The sequence below is a fragment of the Methylibium rhizosphaerae genome (assembly GCF_006386545.1).
Taxonomy (GTDB): domain Bacteria; phylum Pseudomonadota; class Gammaproteobacteria; order Burkholderiales; family Burkholderiaceae_C; genus Pseudorivibacter; species Pseudorivibacter rhizosphaerae.
Genome location: NZ_SWAR01000070.1, coordinates 1 through 14,396 on the forward strand (window position 1 = coordinate 1; position 14,396 = coordinate 14,396).

General features: G+C 68.2%; 13 protein-coding genes and 3 tRNA genes. 9 read left to right on the forward strand and 7 right to left on the reverse strand.

All coding sequences use genetic code 11. The annotated features are described in order from the left end of the window. The 4 genes from E8D38_RS26680 to E8D38_RS26695 all read right to left on the reverse strand — a co-directional run. Positions 1-120: GTP-binding protein (locus tag E8D38_RS26680; RefSeq protein ID WP_239216528.1), on the reverse strand; the 120-nt coding region annotated here is incomplete at its 3' end. Positions 121-161: 41 nt separating this feature from the next. Next, positions 162-236: transfer RNA gene (locus E8D38_RS26685), tRNA-Thr, on the reverse strand. Positions 237-331: 95 nt separating this feature from the next. Beyond that, a tRNA-Gly gene (locus E8D38_RS26690) sits at positions 332-405 on the reverse strand. Between the two features lie 120 nt (positions 406-525). Further along, positions 526-611 (reverse strand) — tRNA-Tyr (locus tag E8D38_RS26695). Between the two features lie 221 nt (positions 612-832). On the opposite strand from E8D38_RS26695, the gene E8D38_RS26700 reads away from it, so the two are divergent. From E8D38_RS26700 to E8D38_RS26730, 7 genes are read left to right on the forward strand one after another with little or no spacing between them, the layout of a single operon-like run. Then, positions 833-1,753: a glucosamine kinase nucleotide-binding domain-containing protein gene (locus E8D38_RS26700; protein WP_140637320.1), complete on the forward strand. Its 921-nt coding sequence runs from the start codon at positions 833-835 to the stop codon at positions 1,751-1,753. Further along, a complete protein-coding gene (locus E8D38_RS26705) occupies positions 1,750-2,490 on the forward strand; it encodes a GntR family transcriptional regulator (protein WP_140637321.1) in 741 nt (246 codons plus the stop codon). The genes E8D38_RS26700 and E8D38_RS26705 overlap by 4 nt, the downstream gene beginning before the upstream one ends. Next, entirely contained in the window at positions 2,487-3,617 is a 1,131-nt protein-coding gene (gene nagA / locus E8D38_RS26710; RefSeq protein WP_140637322.1) for an N-acetylglucosamine-6-phosphate deacetylase, read from the forward strand. Before E8D38_RS26705 ends, nagA begins: the two co-directional genes overlap by 4 nt. Beyond that, on the forward strand, positions 3,598-4,620 hold the full coding sequence (locus E8D38_RS26715) for an SIS domain-containing protein (RefSeq protein WP_246099712.1): 1,023 nt from the start codon (positions 3,598-3,600) through the stop codon (positions 4,618-4,620). The genes nagA and E8D38_RS26715 overlap by 20 nt, the downstream gene beginning before the upstream one ends. Further along, positions 4,621-6,120, forward strand: a complete 1,500-nt coding sequence (nagZ, locus tag E8D38_RS26720) for a beta-N-acetylhexosaminidase (RefSeq protein WP_246099714.1) — start codon at positions 4,621-4,623, stop codon at positions 6,118-6,120. 8 nt (positions 6,121-6,128) lie between these two features. Continuing rightward, on the forward strand, positions 6,129-7,472 hold the full coding sequence (locus E8D38_RS26725) for an MFS transporter (RefSeq protein ID WP_140637323.1): 1,344 nt from the start codon (positions 6,129-6,131) through the stop codon (positions 7,470-7,472). A gap of 2 nt (positions 7,473-7,474) precedes the next feature. Then, on the forward strand, positions 7,475-8,392 hold the full coding sequence (locus tag E8D38_RS26730; RefSeq protein WP_140637324.1) for a glycoside hydrolase family 16 protein: 918 nt from the start codon (positions 7,475-7,477) through the stop codon (positions 8,390-8,392). An 18-nt stretch (positions 8,393-8,410) separates the two neighbouring features. On the opposite strand, the gene E8D38_RS26735 is transcribed toward E8D38_RS26730, so the two are convergent. Next, complete coding sequence (locus tag E8D38_RS26735) at positions 8,411-9,151, reverse strand: GntR family transcriptional regulator (protein WP_140637325.1); 741 nt, start codon at positions 9,149-9,151, stop codon at positions 8,411-8,413. Between the two features lie 351 nt (positions 9,152-9,502). Between E8D38_RS26735 and E8D38_RS26740 the strand changes: the two genes are divergently transcribed. Then, positions 9,503-12,268, forward strand: coding sequence for a TonB-dependent receptor (locus E8D38_RS26740; protein ID WP_140637326.1), 2,766 nt, complete (start codon positions 9,503-9,505; stop codon positions 12,266-12,268). Between the two features lie 131 nt (positions 12,269-12,399). Further along, positions 12,400-13,395: a glycoside hydrolase family 18 protein gene (locus E8D38_RS26745; RefSeq protein WP_140637327.1), complete on the forward strand. Its 996-nt coding sequence runs from the start codon at positions 12,400-12,402 to the stop codon at positions 13,393-13,395. A 35-nt stretch (positions 13,396-13,430) separates the two neighbouring features. Here E8D38_RS26745 and E8D38_RS26750 read toward each other — a convergent pair whose 3' ends face one another. Together E8D38_RS26750 and E8D38_RS26755 are read right to left on the reverse strand one after the other, a co-directional pair. After that, on the reverse strand, positions 13,431-14,075 hold the full coding sequence (locus tag E8D38_RS26750; RefSeq protein WP_140637328.1) for an energy transducer TonB: 645 nt from the start codon (positions 14,073-14,075) through the stop codon (positions 13,431-13,433). A gap of 11 nt (positions 14,076-14,086) precedes the next feature. Beyond that, positions 14,087-14,396, reverse strand: a 310-nt coding sequence (locus E8D38_RS26755; RefSeq protein ID WP_140637329.1) for an ExbD/TolR family protein, incomplete at its 5' end; no start/stop codon positions are given.

Here is a 14,396-nt window from a genome sequence, read left to right on the forward strand (position 1 = left end):
GAACTTCGTCGACAGCACCGTCGTGATCGCCGCCGTCAGCGTCGTCTTGCCATGGTCCACGTGCCCGATCGTGCCCACGTTCACGTGCGGCTTCGTGCGCTCAAACTTGCCTTTTGCCATTTCTAGCTCCTAGCGAAACAACGCTGTTGACGGTGTGCTGGTGGTGCCCATGACGCGGATCGAACGCGTGACCTCTCCCTTACCAAGGGAGTGCTCTACCACTGAGCCACATGGGCATCGATACTGGCCTGGACTCGCCGCACAGCAAACCCAGAACACTACCGACCACAAGCACGAACGGGCTCACAACGAGCCTCGATTCGCCTGGGTTTGGAGCGGGAGACGGGAATCGAACCCGCGTCATTAGCTTGGAAGGCTAAGGTTCTACCATTGAACTACTCCCGCCAAGGAGCCGCTTCGGGCATCGCCAATGCCTTCAGCGCGGTATCACTCTTCGCCGGCCAAACCGAACCGCACACAACCCGGTACTGCTTCCGGTACCTCTACTTCGTTCACAGTTCGCCTTGGTGGAGGAGGCTGGATTCGAACCAGCGTAGGCGTAAGCCAACAGATTTACAGTCTGCCCCCTTTAGCCACTCGGGCACCCCTCCGCGGCGAGGAACTGGAGATTCTAGCAGCGCAAAACGCTGTTCGCCAAGCCCCCGCCCATTCAAACTCGTAGCGACGGCTGCCGACGACGCGTCCGGGGGCGGATGGCTCGAACTGGTATGCGGCAACGCAAAGCAAGGTCGCCTCTCATCCAATACCCGCAAGAGCACCCAAGCTGCATACCAATTGACAATCTGGTATTTCTGGTACTAGACTGGTATCAATGAATCAAGCCCAAGACGCCTCCCCGTTGCTCGCGCTCGAGCGGGTGAGCCACCTGATCGGCATCGACGGTGGCGGCACCGGCACGCGGGCGCGGCTCTGCAGGCCCGACGGCACCGCGCTGGGCGAAGGCCGCGCCGGGCCGTCCGGTCTGGGCCAGGGCATCGAGCAGGCCTGGCGTCACATCGGCCAGGCGGTCGCCGCCGCCTTCGATGCGGCCGGGCTGCCGCAGGGGTTGCCCGCCACCTGCGCCATCGGGCTCGGCCTGGCGGGGGCGCATGTGCCGCAGCGCTGCGAATCGTTCCTCGAGGCCGCGCCGGCCTTCGCCCACGTCGTTCTGGACACCGACGCCTATACCGCCGTGCTGGGGGCCCACGCCGGGCGCCCGGGCGCCGTGGTGGCAGCCGGCACCGGCAGCGTGGGCGAGGCGGTGCGCCGCAACGGCGAGCGCGTGTCTGTCGGCGGCTGGGGCTTCATGATCGGCGACGAAGGCGGCGGCGCGTGGCTGGGCCTGCGGGCGATGCGCGAGGCGCACCGCGCCTGCGATGGTCGTGCCCCGGCCGGCCCTCTCGTGCACAAGGTTTGGCAGATCGCCGGACGCGACCGAGACACGCTGCTGGCGTGGTGTGAACGTGCCGGCCAGCATGCCTATGCGCAGCTCGCTCCGCTGATCTTCGACACCGAAACCGACGACCCCCGCTCGGCCCGGCTGCTGGCGGACGCCGTCGGCGCCCTCGAAAGCATCGCGCAGGCACTCGACCCCGCCGGCGAGTTGCCGCTGGCGGTGACGGGCAGCATCGGCCAGCGTCTCGCACCGCGGTTCGCGGCGACGCTGGCGGCGCGCATCGTCAGCCCGGCGGGCGACGCCGCCGACGGCGCCTTGCAGTTGCTGCGGCAATCGCTCGCCAGGGCCTTGGCATGACGCGGCTGCGCTTCGAGTTCCATCCCGACGTGCGGGAAGCCTCGCCGCTGTACCTGCAGCTGGCGCAGACGCTGGCGCAGGCCATCCGCGACGGGCACTACCAGGCGGACGAAGCGCTGCCGTCCGAGCGCGTGCTGTCCGAGTCGCTCAGCCTGTCGCGCGTGACCGCGCGGCGCGCCATCGACCAGCTGGTCGAACAGGGCCTGGTGGTGCGCAGGCAGGGCTCGGGCAACTACATCGCCCCCAAGCTGGTGCAACCGCTGTCGCGCCTGACCAGCTTTTCGGAGGAACTGCACCAGCGCGGCTACCGGCCGTCGTCACGCTGGCTGCACCGCACCTTCTCGGCCGCCTCGCCGGACGAGCAGCTCAGCCTGGGCATTTCCAACGGCGCCCGCGTGGCACGGCTGGAACGCCTGCGCCTGGCCGACGAGGTGGTGATGGCCTACGAGGTCAGCGTGCTGCCCGAGGCGGCGCTGCCCGATCCACTCCAGGTCGACGCATCGCTGTACGCCCACCTTGCCGCATTGGGCAAGGCGCCGGTGCGAGCCTTGCAGCACATCCGCGCGCTCAACGCCGGGCGCGAGCTCGCACAACTGCTCGGCGTGCCGGGCAACCATGCGGTGCTGTTCATCACCCGCGTGGGTTATCTTGAAAGTGGCTTGCCGGTGGAACTCACTCACTCGTATTGCCGCAGTGACTACTATGGCTTCGTGGCCGAAATGAGAAGAGACGCATGAGTGCCATGAAGCGCATCACGGGGCACATCCTCACGCCGCAAGGCTTCTTGCGCGGCGTGATCGAACACGACAACGGCCGCATCGTCCGCATCGACGGCGAGCCCGCCAGCGAACCGCAGGTGCGGCATGAAGCCGGGCACATCGTGCTGCCCGGCTTCATCGACCAGCACGTCCACGGCGGCGGCGGGCGCGACATCATGGAAGGCGGCGAGGCGGCCAACCGCATCGCGCGCATGCACGCGCGCCACGGCACGACGTCGCTGCTCGCCACCACCATGACCGCGCCGCTGGCCGACCTCGAGCTGGCCATGAAGGCGGTCGGCCCGGCATGCCGCAGCCGCACACCAGGCTGCGCCCGCGTGCTGGGCGTGCACCTCGAAGGCCCCTACATCAACCCCGGCAAGCTGGGCGCGCAGCCCGACTTCGCCCGGCCCACCTCGGTCGCCGAGATCCGTTCGCTGCATGCGCTGGCGCCGATCCGCCTGATCACGCTGGCGCCGGAGCTGCCGGGCAACCTCGACATCGTCGAGGAGCTGCGGGGCGCCGGCTTCCAGGTGCAGATCGGCCACACGCTGGGCACCTACGAGGACGGCGTGGCGGCGCTCGCCCGCGGCGCCAGCGGCTTCACCCACCTGTTCAACGCGATGACCGGGCTGCACCATCGCGAGCCCGGCATGGTGGGCGCGGCGCTCGCTCATGCGAAGTATTCGGAGCTCATCCCCGACCTGCTGCACGTGCACCCGGGCGCCATTCGGGCCGCGCTGCGCGCCATCCCCTGCCTCTTCTGCGTGACCGACTCCACTGCCGCCACCGGCATGCCCGACGGCGACTACAAGCTCGGCCGCCACTCGGTGACCAAGTGCATGAACGGCGTGCGCCTGGCCGACGGCACGCTCGCCGGCAGCACGCTCACGATGGACCAGGCCCTGCGCAACCTCGTCGGCCTGGGCCTCGAAATCGAGGACGCCTCGCGCCGCGTGTCGACCTATGCCGCCGACTACCTGGGCCTGGCCGACCGCGGCCGGCTGCAGGCAGGCGCCTGGGCCGACCTGGTGGTGCTCGACCGCGAGCTGCAACTGCAACGTGTGATCGTCGAAGGAGAAGAGATTGACCTCGCGGATGCTTGAGGAGGCCCGGCAGGCGCCGGATGCGGTCGCGCGGCTGCTGGCTGCCGACGCCCATGCCTACCACTCGCTGGGCACCAACCTGCGCGAGCTGCCGCCCAAGGCCATGCTGACGGTGGCCCGCGGCAGCTCGGACCATGCGGCGCACTACATGGCCTACCTGGTGATGGCCCGGCTCGGCCGGCTCGTCACGTCGCTGCCGATGTCGCTCATCACGCTGTACCAGTCGCGCCTCATCTGCGACGGCCTGGTGTCGCTGGCGTTCTCGCAGTCGGGCCAGAGCCCCGACCTGGTGGCGCCCACCCGCTTCTTCCGCGATGGCGGTGCGCGCACCGTCGCCTTCGTCAACGATGCAGCGTCGCCGCTCGCCATGGCCTCGGAGTGGACCTTCCCGCTGCATGCCGGCGCCGAGACCAGCGTGGCCGCCACCAAGAGCTACATCGCCCAGCTGGTGGCCGGCGCGCGCGTGGCGGCCGCCTGGCAAGGCGACGATGCACTGCTCGCCGCACTGCAGCAGCTGCCTGCCGTGCTCGACCGCGCCGCGCAGCAGGACTGGCGCGCCGCGGTCGATGCGCTGGCCGACGCCGATCGCCTGTTCGTCATCGGCCGCGGCACCGGCCTGCCCATCGCGCTGGAGGCCGCCCTCAAGTTCAAGGAAACCTGCGGCATCCAGGCCGAGGCGTTTTCAGGCGCCGAGGTGAAGCACGGGCCGATGGCGTTGATCGATGAAGGCTACCCGCTGCTGGTATTCGCGCCGCGCGGCCCCGCGCAGGCGGGCCTGCTCGCGCTGGCCGACGAGATGCGCAAGCGCGGTGCGCGCGTGCTGCTGGCAGCACCGGCCGGCACGCCGGGCAGCGAACTGCCGCTGGTGCCCACCGGCGCCGAGGACCTCGACCCCATCGCCGCGGTGCAGAGCTTCTATCCGATGGTCGAAGCGCTGGCACGCGCACGCGGACTCGACCCCGACAGCCCGCGGCACCTGGCCAAAGTCACCCGGACGCACTGAATGAGCCCCGATTTCCACCCCGGCCGGCTGGTGATGATCGACATCCCCGGCCAGTCGCTCGATGCGGACACCGCCGCCTTCATCCGCCGGCATCACGTCCGCGCGGTGTGCCTGTTCCGCCGCAACCTCGGCACCGAAGCGCAGGTGCGCCGCCTCACCGCCGACCTGCGCGAAGCCATGGGCCCCGACGCGCTGATCGGCATCGACCAGGAAGGCGGCTCGGTGGTCCGCGCCACCTTCCTGCCGCAGGCGCCGGCCGCCATGGCGCTGGGCGCCGCCGGCGACGAGACCCTGGCCGAACAGGTGGGCGCGGCCGTCGCGCGCGGCCTGGCCAGCCTGGGCATCAACTGGAACTTCGCGCCGGTGCTGGACGTGAACAACAACCCGGCCAACCCGGTGATCGCCGAACGCAGCTTCGCCGAAGACGCCGACACCGTGACGCGCCTGGCGGCCGCCTGGATGCGCGGCTCGCTCGCCGAAGGCGTGGCCTGCTGCGTGAAGCACTTCCCCGGCCATGGCGACACGCACGTCGATTCCCACCATGCGCTGCCCACGGTGGACAAGTCGCTGGCCGAGCTCGAGGCGCTGGAGCTGAAGCCGTTCCGCGCGCTAGCGACCACCGCGCCGGCCATGATGACGGCCCACATCGTGTATCCGCAGCTCGACCCGGAACACCCCGCCACGCTATCGAGGCGCGTGCTGGGCGGCCTGCTGCGCGAGTCCATCGGCTACGACGGCGTCGTGATCACCGACGCGCTGATGATGAAGGCCGTGCACGAACGCTACGGCCATGCGCGCGCCGCGGTGCTCGCGCTGCAGGCCGGTGCCGACATGCCGCTCGCGCAAGGCACCCAGGCCGAACAGGCGGCCGCCATCGAGGCGCTGGCCGCAGCCTTGCGCACCGGGGAGCTTGCACTCGAAGCGGCACAGCGCGCGGCCGCACGTCTCGATGCGCTGGCACGACGCTACCCGGCAGCACCGAAGGACTATCCGCCGGCCCAGCGCGGCACCGACGAAGCGCTGATGCGCGCCGGCTGGGCCCGCGGGCTCACTGCCTTCGGCCATGCATGCGTGCCCGAACGCAACACCACCCTGCGGGTGATCACCCAGCGCCGCGTGGACGGCGACGGCGTTTCCGAAGCCGGCCTATCGGCTGAACAGGTGATGACGCTGTTCGCGGACTTCCCGCATGTGCAGGTGCTGCTGCTCGACGACCTGCGCCAGCTCGACGAACGCCTGCTGCCGCGCGACGGCAAGTTCAACCTGCTGGTGTCGAACCACCGCGGCCGCTATCCGGCCGCAGCCGCCGCCGCGCCGGTGGACCTGCACCTGGCGCTGTGGAATCCGTTCCAGGCGCTCGACATCGCCGCACCGGCGGTGGTGACCTGGGGCTATGCCGAAGGCGCCCTCGCCGCGCTGCGCGACTGGCTCTGCGGCCTCACCGCCGCCCCCGGCCGCTCGCCGGTCAGCCTGTCGCCCCACCCTGCAACTGCCTCGTGAACCCCGCCATGCACGACGACGCCCAGCCCGCCGCAGCCCCGTTGCGTTCGCCCATGCGCTGGGTGCCCACGCTGTACTTCGTGCAGGGGCTGCAGTTCTTCGTGGTCATGCTGATGGCCGGCCTCATGTTCAAGAACATGGGCGTGGCCAACGACCAGATCGCCCGCTGGACCGGCCTGCTCGGCGTGGCCTGGGCCATCAAGCCGTTGTGGAGCCCGTTCCTCGAGCTGGCGCGCAGCAAGAAGCTCATCGTGGTGGCGACCCAATACCTCGGCGCACTCGGCCTCGGCGCCATGGCCGTGGCGCTGCAGCTGCCGGTGTGGTTCGGCGCGGCCATCGGCGTGCTGTTCCTCATCGCCTATGCCTCGGCCACCCACGACATCGCCTGCGACGGCCTGTACATGGCTTCGCTCGACAACAAGCGGCAGGCCCAGTACGCCGGCTGGCAGGGCGCCTTCTTCAACTGCGCACGGTTCCTCATGCTGGGCGGCGTGCTCAAGCTGGCCGGCTACCTCGAAGGCACCATGGGTGTCTTCAACGCCTGGACCACGGTGTTCGCGATGCTCGCGGTGCTGGTGGTCGTGGCCGCCAGCTACAACGCCTACGCGCTGCCCGGCTCGCTGAACACCGAACACTCCGACCTCACCGCTGCCGGCATCTGGCGGACCCTGCGCGAAGTCATCATCGACTTCTTCCGCAAGCCCGGCATCTGGCTCGCGGTGCTGTTCATCGTGCTGTTCCGCTTTGCCGAAGGCCAGGTGCAGACCATCGGCCCGCTGTTCCTGCTCGAGGCCCGCGACAAGGGCGGCCTGGGCCTCACCACCAGCCAGGTCGCCGACACCTACGGCCTGGTGGGCACGATCGCGTTCCTGGTTGGCAGCGTGCTCGGCGGCTACTTCACGTCGTGGCTGGGCCTCAAGCGCGCCATGCCGGTGCTCATCGTCGCGATGGCGGTGCCCAACATGGTCTTCTACTACCTGAGCACCGCACTGCCGGCCGACACGCTGCACATCAGCGCCGCCATCGCCATCGAGATGGGCGGCTACGGCTTCGGCTTCGTCGGCATGATCCTCTACATCATGCAGGCGGTCGCACCGGGCCGCTTCCAGACCGCGCACTACGCGCTGGGCTCGGGCGTGATGCAGCTGGGCTTCATCCTCTCCAAGACCATCAGCGGCGACATCCAGCTGGCGATGGGCTACCAGAGCTTCTTCCTCTGGACCATCGGCTGCGGCGTGCCGGCCCTGGTGCTGCTGTTCTTCGTGAAGATCCCCGGCGCCCAGCCGGACGCCGACAAGGCGCAGGCGCAGCCGTCCGCCGATGGCGGCGAGCCCAAGGCGGTTGCCCACTGAACATGCTGCATCGCTGCAAGACGGCGCTCCTGTGCGCCACCCTCGCGCTGGCCGATGCCGCGGCAGCCGCCAGCCCGCCGGCCCAGCTCTGGTTCGACGACTTCTCCTACCTGGCAGCGCAGGAGCTGGCGCAAGGCGGCTGGACCGTGCGGACCGCCGCCGGCCACCCGGGCGTGCCGGGCGCCAACTGGAGCGCCGAAGCGGTTTCGCTGCTCGACGACCCGGACCAGCGCGGCAACCGCCTGCTGCGCCTGGCCGCCCGCACCGACGGCACGCCGGCGGGCACCACCCAGGCCCAGCTGTGCCATGCCCGCAAGTACCTCGAGGGCACCTACGCCGCCCGGGTGCGCTTTCGCGACCAGCCGTCCTCCGGCGCGGACGGCGACCCGGTCGTGCAGACCTTCTACGCGGTGAGCCCGCTGCGCTTCGACTTCGACCCCGAATTCAGCGAGATCGACTGGGAGTACCTGCCCAACGGCGGCTGGGGCAGCGAGCGCACCCGGCTGTACGGCATCACCTGGCAGACGGTGCGTGTGGAGCCCTGGCAGGCCCACAACCAGTCGCACGAGGAGTTCGCCTCGGTCGATGGGTGGCACCTGCTGGTCATGCAGGTGGCCGGCGGCAGGACGCGCCACTACCTCGACGGCCGGCTGCTGGCCGAACACGGCGGGCGCAACTACCCGGTGGTGCCCATGACGGTGAGCTTCAACCTCTGGTTCTCACCGGGCGGGTTGATGGCACCGAGCGCCGAGCCGCGGCTGTATGAACAGGACGTCGACTGGGTCTTCCATGCGCGCGGCCAGGTGCTGTCGCCGCAGCAGGTCATGCGGCAGGTGCAGGCCTTGCGCAAGCGTGGCGTGAGCCGGCTCGACGACGTACCGGCGGCCGAGCCGCCGCTGCCCAGCCGTTGCGACTTCTGAGGTCGCCGCCTCGGCCGCTCAGGCGGCGTTGAGTTCGGCAATGAAGTCGTACTTGTCGCCGCGGTAGAACGACTGCGACAGCTCGATCGCGCGGCCGTCGCGCAGATAGCCCAGGCGCTCGACCAGCAGCCCGGCATCACCCTCCTTCGCTTCGAGCAGCTTCGCCTGCTCGGCATTGAGCAACAGCGCGCGCAGGCGCTGCAGCGCCCGCACCGGCCGGTTGCCCAGCGACTCGAGCGAGGCATACAGCGACTCGCCCACCTCGGCCAGCGGCGGCAGGCAGGACGCCACCATGGTCGCGAGCTCGATGGCCATCGGCTCGTCGTCGGCATAGCGAAGGCGGTTGAAGCGGTAGACCAGCGTGCCGGGGCTGAGCGCGAGCTTGAGCGCTTCTTCAGGCGTGACGGTGCCTTCCGACCGGCCGAGCCACACGCTGTGCGGGTTGCGGCCGCGGGCGCGCATGTCTTCGGAGAACGACGTGAGCTTGGCGAAGTTCTTGTCGATGCGCGCCGACACGAAGTTGCCGGAGCCCTGGCGGCTCACCAGCAGCCCTTCGCTGACCAGCCCGTCGATCGCCTTGCGCACGGTGATGCGTGAAACACCCAGGTCGGCGGCCAGCTGGCGCTCGGACGGCAAGGCGTCTTCAGGACCCAGCACGCGCTTTTCGATCGCGTCGCGCAGCGCGCGCTGCAGCTGCTGGTACAGCGGCTGGCTGCTGTTGGCGTCGAGCGCCTGGACCAAGGAGGCCAGCGAATTCATGTGTTGTTCTTTCGGCGCCTTCGATTCCGGAGGATATGCACCTGAATAATACCAGTGGGGCGCCCTATTGCGTACCACTGCACCGCTTCTGTGCCAAGACCCGGACCGCAGGAGCCCCTTCATCGAGTGTTGCGTCAGCACATCTCCGAGTGAAAACCCGCGTTTCTACTAAGTGGTACCACACTGGCACGCAGTGGTAGCATAGTGGCATGCATCGTGCGTAAGAGCTGTAACGCCAGTGCCCGTCGCATTCCCGCCCCAGAACGGGAAGCGAGGGCACCGCGAGGACCGTGTCGCAACAAGGCCGCCGTGCATCCATCCGAGAGACAGAGGCCCAACCCAGAGGTGAACATGAAGAGCAAGCCAACACCCGTCGCTTCAGCCGTCGCGCTCATGCTGATGAGCGCCGCCTTTGCTGCCCAGGCGCAGCAGACGGCAGCTGAGACGAAGGAGCCCAGCCAGCAACAGGCGGCGGAGGCAAAGGAGCCCAGCCAGCAGCAGCAGACAGCCGAAGAGGCCAAGAAGCCCGCCGGAAAGCCGGTACAGATGGAGGCCGTGATCGTGCGCGGTATCCGGGCTTCGCTGCAGCAGTCACTCGAGCAGAAGCGCAATTCCGAGACGCTGGTTGAAGTCATCACGGCCGAAGACGTCGGCAAGATGCCCGACAAGAACGTCGCCGACTCGCTGCAACGCGTCCCGGGCGTCGGCGTGGCAACGGCTGGCGGGGCCGAAGGCGGCTTCGGCGAGAACGACCGCGTCGCCATCCGCGGCACGCCCTCGTTCATGACCCTGACCACGCTGAACGGTCACACCGTGTCGTCGGGCGACTGGTACGTCGACAACATCACCGGCGGCGGCCGCAGCGTCAGCTACTCGCTGTTTCCCTCGGAGCTGATCGGCAACGTGAAGGTCTACAAGACCTCGCGTGCCGACCTCGTGGAAGGCGGTGGCGTCGGCACGGTGGACATCGAGACGCGCAAGCCCTTCAGCTTCCAGCCCGGCCTGAGCGCCATGGGCTCGCTCGAAGGCGCCTACACCGAAGCCGCCAAGAAGACCGATGCCCAGATCAGCGGCCTGATCAACTGGAAGAACGAGGACAACACGGTAGGCGTGCTGGTGCAAGCCTTCCACGAGAAGCGGCATCTGCGGCGCATGGGGCAGGAGTTCCTGTGGTGGGACAAGGTCGCCACCTGGTTCGCGCCGGCATGGATCGCCGCAAACCCGGAAGTCGAAGGCAAGAACATTTCGCTGCTCACGGGTTCCGTGCTGTTCCAGCAAGAGCGGGTGCGCAAGGGCGGCTTGATCGATGTGCAGGTCAAGCCGACCAACGACCTGACCCTGGACGTCAGCGCCTTCGCCAGCCGCATGGACGCGACCAACATCAACGCCAACTTCATGTTGTCGCCCTATCAGGTGTTGTCGAACAACTGGTCGAACGACGCGAACAGCGCGGTCCCGAGCGGCTACACGATCACCGGCGACACGATCACGTCGTTGACCTTCCCGTCGAACTGCCCGGTGGCGGATTGCTCCGCCATGGGCGCATCAGTGCAGGATGTGATCTCCCGCCCCGGCTCCTACATGGAGTCGAAGTTCCTCAACTTCGACGCGGACTGGCGAGTCAACGACCGACTGCGTGTCAAGGGCAAGGCCGGCACCACGCGCGGCACCGGCCATGCGCGCGACTATGGCTACGAGGTCTGGAACGCCTATTCCGGCAGCAGCATCACGCTGCACGGGCTCGACGCCCCGGCCACCGTGATCATCGACAACGCAGGCACCTTCTCGCCGCGCACCGGCGCGCCCTTCTTCGGCGGCTGGGCCTCGGACATCACCGCGAGGGACAAGGAAGACTACGCGCAGGCAGACGCCACGCTGAATCTCGACGCGGAAGCGATTCCGGTCGTGCGTTTCGGTTTGCGCTCGGCGAATCACAGGCGCACGCTCGAGTGGCTGCAAGGCACGCTCGGCGCGGGCGCCGGCGATCTGGCCAACGCGCCGACCAACGGCCTGACGACCTTCCCGACCAGCCCGCTGCCCAACATGCTGAGCGGTGCCTGGACCTTCACACCCGAAGCGGTCAACGCCTGGGGCGAGCGTTTCGTCACCTTCACGAACCACGCGTACCAGAGCGAGTTCGATATTCGTGAGCGCGCCACTGCCGCCTACGGCATGGCCGACTTCAACGTGGGATCGAACGTCAGCGGCAACTTCGGTCTGCGTGTCGTACGCACGGAGGTGAAGGTCGCCAACGGTTCGCCCAACAACGTGTGGAACCCGATCATCACCGAGAACAACTACACGGACGTCCTGCCGAGCGCGAACGTGCGTGTGGAGCTGGCCAAGGACCTGATCGGCCGCGCGGCAGCGAGCCGCACCATGGCCCGACCGGAGATCGGCTCGCTCGGCGCGCTCAGCTTGCAGGACATCCAGCGCACCGGCACCGGCGGCAACCCCAACCTGAAGCCGGTTCGGTCGAACAACTTCGACCTGGGAGTGGAGTGGTACTTCGGCCCCCGCTCGCGCTCCATGGTGTCCGCGAACGCATTTGCGCTCGACATGTCCTCGTACGTGACATACGGCACGTACACCGCCACCTATTTCAACCAGTCGGCGGGCATGGACACGGTGTACACCTTGAGCGCCGCCACCAACACCAAGGCCCGCGTGCGCGGTGTCGAACTGGCCTATGTGCAAGACCTCGGCTACGGGTTCGGTTTCAACGCCAACTACACGTACGCAGACGGCAAGGAAACCGGCAAGGCACCCGGTTCGGCCTGCGCCGCCACCGGCAACTGCGACATGGTGGGCACCTCCAAGAGCACATACAACCTGGGTGCCTTCTTCGAGAACGACACGTTCAACGCCCGCCTGGCCTACAACTATCGTTCGAAGTTCCTGAACGGCCTGAACCGCAACAGCGCCATCTACCAGGACGCAATCGGCACGCTGTCCGCTTCGCTGGGCTACAAGCTGTCGAAGAACCTGTCCTTCACCATCGAGGGCAAGGACCTGAACGACCCGGTGCTGAAGTCGTACGCCTCCACGCCGGATCAGCCGCGCGCGTTCTACAAGAACGGCCGCCAGATCTATTTCGGCATTCGCGGGCAGATCTGATCTCAGCTTTTCGGAGCAGAGTGTTGGCGGGGTATCACTACCCCGCCTTTTTCTTTTTTGAAGACCGCATGAAACGCAGACCCGCCCCCCTGTCCCGACACGCCATCGCATTGGTCGCGATCGCTTGCGGCATGTCCGGCTCAGTCGTCGCCCACGATCGGGGCAGCGGCGCCGATCGATTCGTCTTCGGCCCATACAAGGACGTGACCCTCGCGCTCCAGCCCGGCACTCTCGAGCTCGGTACGGCAGCGACAGGCCAGATTCAGCCGCTCGTCGCTCACGGCCGATCCACGCTCCCGGCCGGCGTCAAGGCGCTCACCTGGGCTTTCGCCGTAGGCGAATGCGGCGAGGAAACCTGGATGGGCGTGGACGCGGACAAGTTCGCGCAGGCCAACGTGCCAGCCTTCAACGCGGCCGGCATCGACTACATCGTCTCGACCGGCGGCGCCAAGGGCGTGTTCACCTGCGCCAGCGACGCCGGCATGGAAGCGTTCATCGCGCGCTACAGCTCGCCGCAGCTGATCGGGCTCGACTTCGACATCGAAGGGACGCAGACGCAGGAGCAGATCGATGCTCTGATGCTGCGCATTCGCACAGCGAGCAAGAAGCACCCGCGGCTGCGCATGAGCTTCACGATCGCCACGCTGGCCGCCAGCGACGGCAGCCGCGGCAGCCTCAATGCCACGGGCGAACGTGTGCTCGCAGCGCTGCGCAGGCATGGCCCCGAGCACTACGTGGTCAACCTGATGGTGATGGACTACGGCCCGGCCAAACGCACCAACTGCGTGGTCGCCCAGGGCCGCTGCGACATGGCGGCCTCGGCAATGCAGGCCGCGCGCAATGTGTCGCGCAAGTACGGTGTGCCGCTCTCGCGCATCGAGCTCACGCCGATGATCGGCGTCAACGACGTGGTGGAGAACGTGTTCACGCTGGAAGATGCGAAGGCGCTGGCCGGTCTGGTGCGCAAGCACCGCATGGCCGGGTTGCACTTCTGGTCGCTCGACCGGGACACGCCCTGCAGCGGTGGCACGAACGAGGTGTCCCCCATCTGCCACTCGCTGACGGACCGAGCCCCGGCCGCATGGAGCTTCACCAGAACGATCGGCGGCCTCTCGGACCGCCGCTGAGCTCTCAAGGAACACCCCGCCGCCGGGGGCGCGCCTCATTCCATCTTGAACACGAACTCCTGGATGGCCACCACTTCCTCGTCACCCGACGAGACGCACTGGTAGCGATTCATGGCGGCGCGCACCGCGTTGTGGAAGACGCGCGGCCCCGACTGGATCTGCACGTCAACGACCTTGCCCGCCTTGATGCGCACCGAGGCCTTCACCACGCCGCCGATACCCTCCTGCAGCGCCTTGGCCGGCATCTCGGGCGCCACCTGCTGCGGGCAGGCCACCGAGATGTCGGTACGCACCGGCCCGGCCGGCGCGGGTGCCGGAGCAGGCGGCGCGATCGGCGGTGGCGGCTCGACGGGTGGCGTGCTCACCGCCTCGATGGCCGGGGCGGCCACAGCCGGCGGCATGACCTCCGGCGGCGGCACGTAGGGCGGCGGCGGTGCGGCCTGCGGCGGGGGCAGCTCCTGCTTGATCTGCTTCGGCGGCGGAGGCGGCGGCGGTGGAGGCGGCAGCTTCACTTCCTCCACGATGTGCGTCTCCAGCGGTTTCTTGATCACCTCCACCGCCTTGCGCGCGAGGCCGCTGACCAGGCCGTAGACGATGAGCACGTGCAGCAGCACCACCGCAAGAAAGCCGCTGGCGCGGCGCAACGGCGGCGGGCTGGGTTGGTTGAGCGCGAAGTTCATGCGTCCTGCTCCTACTCGACGAACTGCTCGCTGCCGATGATGCCGATCTTGGTGAGGCCGATGCGCTGCGAGACCGCGAGGACGGTGGCCACCACTTCGTATTTCGCGAGCTTGTTCGGCCGCAGGTGCACCTCCGGCTGCACCGCCTGTTCGGCCGCGCCCTGCATCCGGGCCTTGAGGTCGTCTGTACCCGCGGTGGGCAAGCCGTTCCAGTACACGACGCTCTTCTCGTCGATGTCGATCTTGACGATCTCGGGCTTGGTGAGGTTCTGCGGCGGCACGCCCACCGGCATGTTCAGGTTCACCGAGTGCAGCTGGATC

Coding starts and splice junctions, on each gene's coding strand:
- E8D38_RS26740 (WP_140637326.1), top strand. CDS start 9,503: ATGAAGAGCAAGCCAACACCCGTCGCTTCAGCCGTCGCGCTCATGCTG.
- E8D38_RS26700 (WP_140637320.1), top strand. CDS start 833: ATGAATCAAGCCCAAGACGCCTCCCCGTTGCTCGCGCTCGAGCGGGTG.
- nagZ (WP_246099714.1), top strand. CDS start 4,621: ATGAGCCCCGATTTCCACCCCGGCCGGCTGGTGATGATCGACATCCCC.
- E8D38_RS26750 (WP_140637328.1), bottom strand. CDS start 14,075: ATGAACTTCGCGCTCAACCAACCCAGCCCGCCGCCGTTGCGCCGCGCC.
- E8D38_RS26725 (WP_140637323.1), top strand. CDS start 6,129: ATGCACGACGACGCCCAGCCCGCCGCAGCCCCGTTGCGTTCGCCCATG.
- E8D38_RS26730 (WP_140637324.1), top strand. CDS start 7,475: ATGCTGCATCGCTGCAAGACGGCGCTCCTGTGCGCCACCCTCGCGCTG.
- E8D38_RS26705 (WP_140637321.1), top strand. CDS start 1,750: ATGACGCGGCTGCGCTTCGAGTTCCATCCCGACGTGCGGGAAGCCTCG.
- E8D38_RS26735 (WP_140637325.1), bottom strand. CDS start 9,151: ATGAATTCGCTGGCCTCCTTGGTCCAGGCGCTCGACGCCAACAGCAGC.
- nagA (WP_140637322.1), top strand. CDS start 2,487: ATGAGTGCCATGAAGCGCATCACGGGGCACATCCTCACGCCGCAAGGC.
- E8D38_RS26745 (WP_140637327.1), top strand. CDS start 12,400: ATGTCCGGCTCAGTCGTCGCCCACGATCGGGGCAGCGGCGCCGATCGA.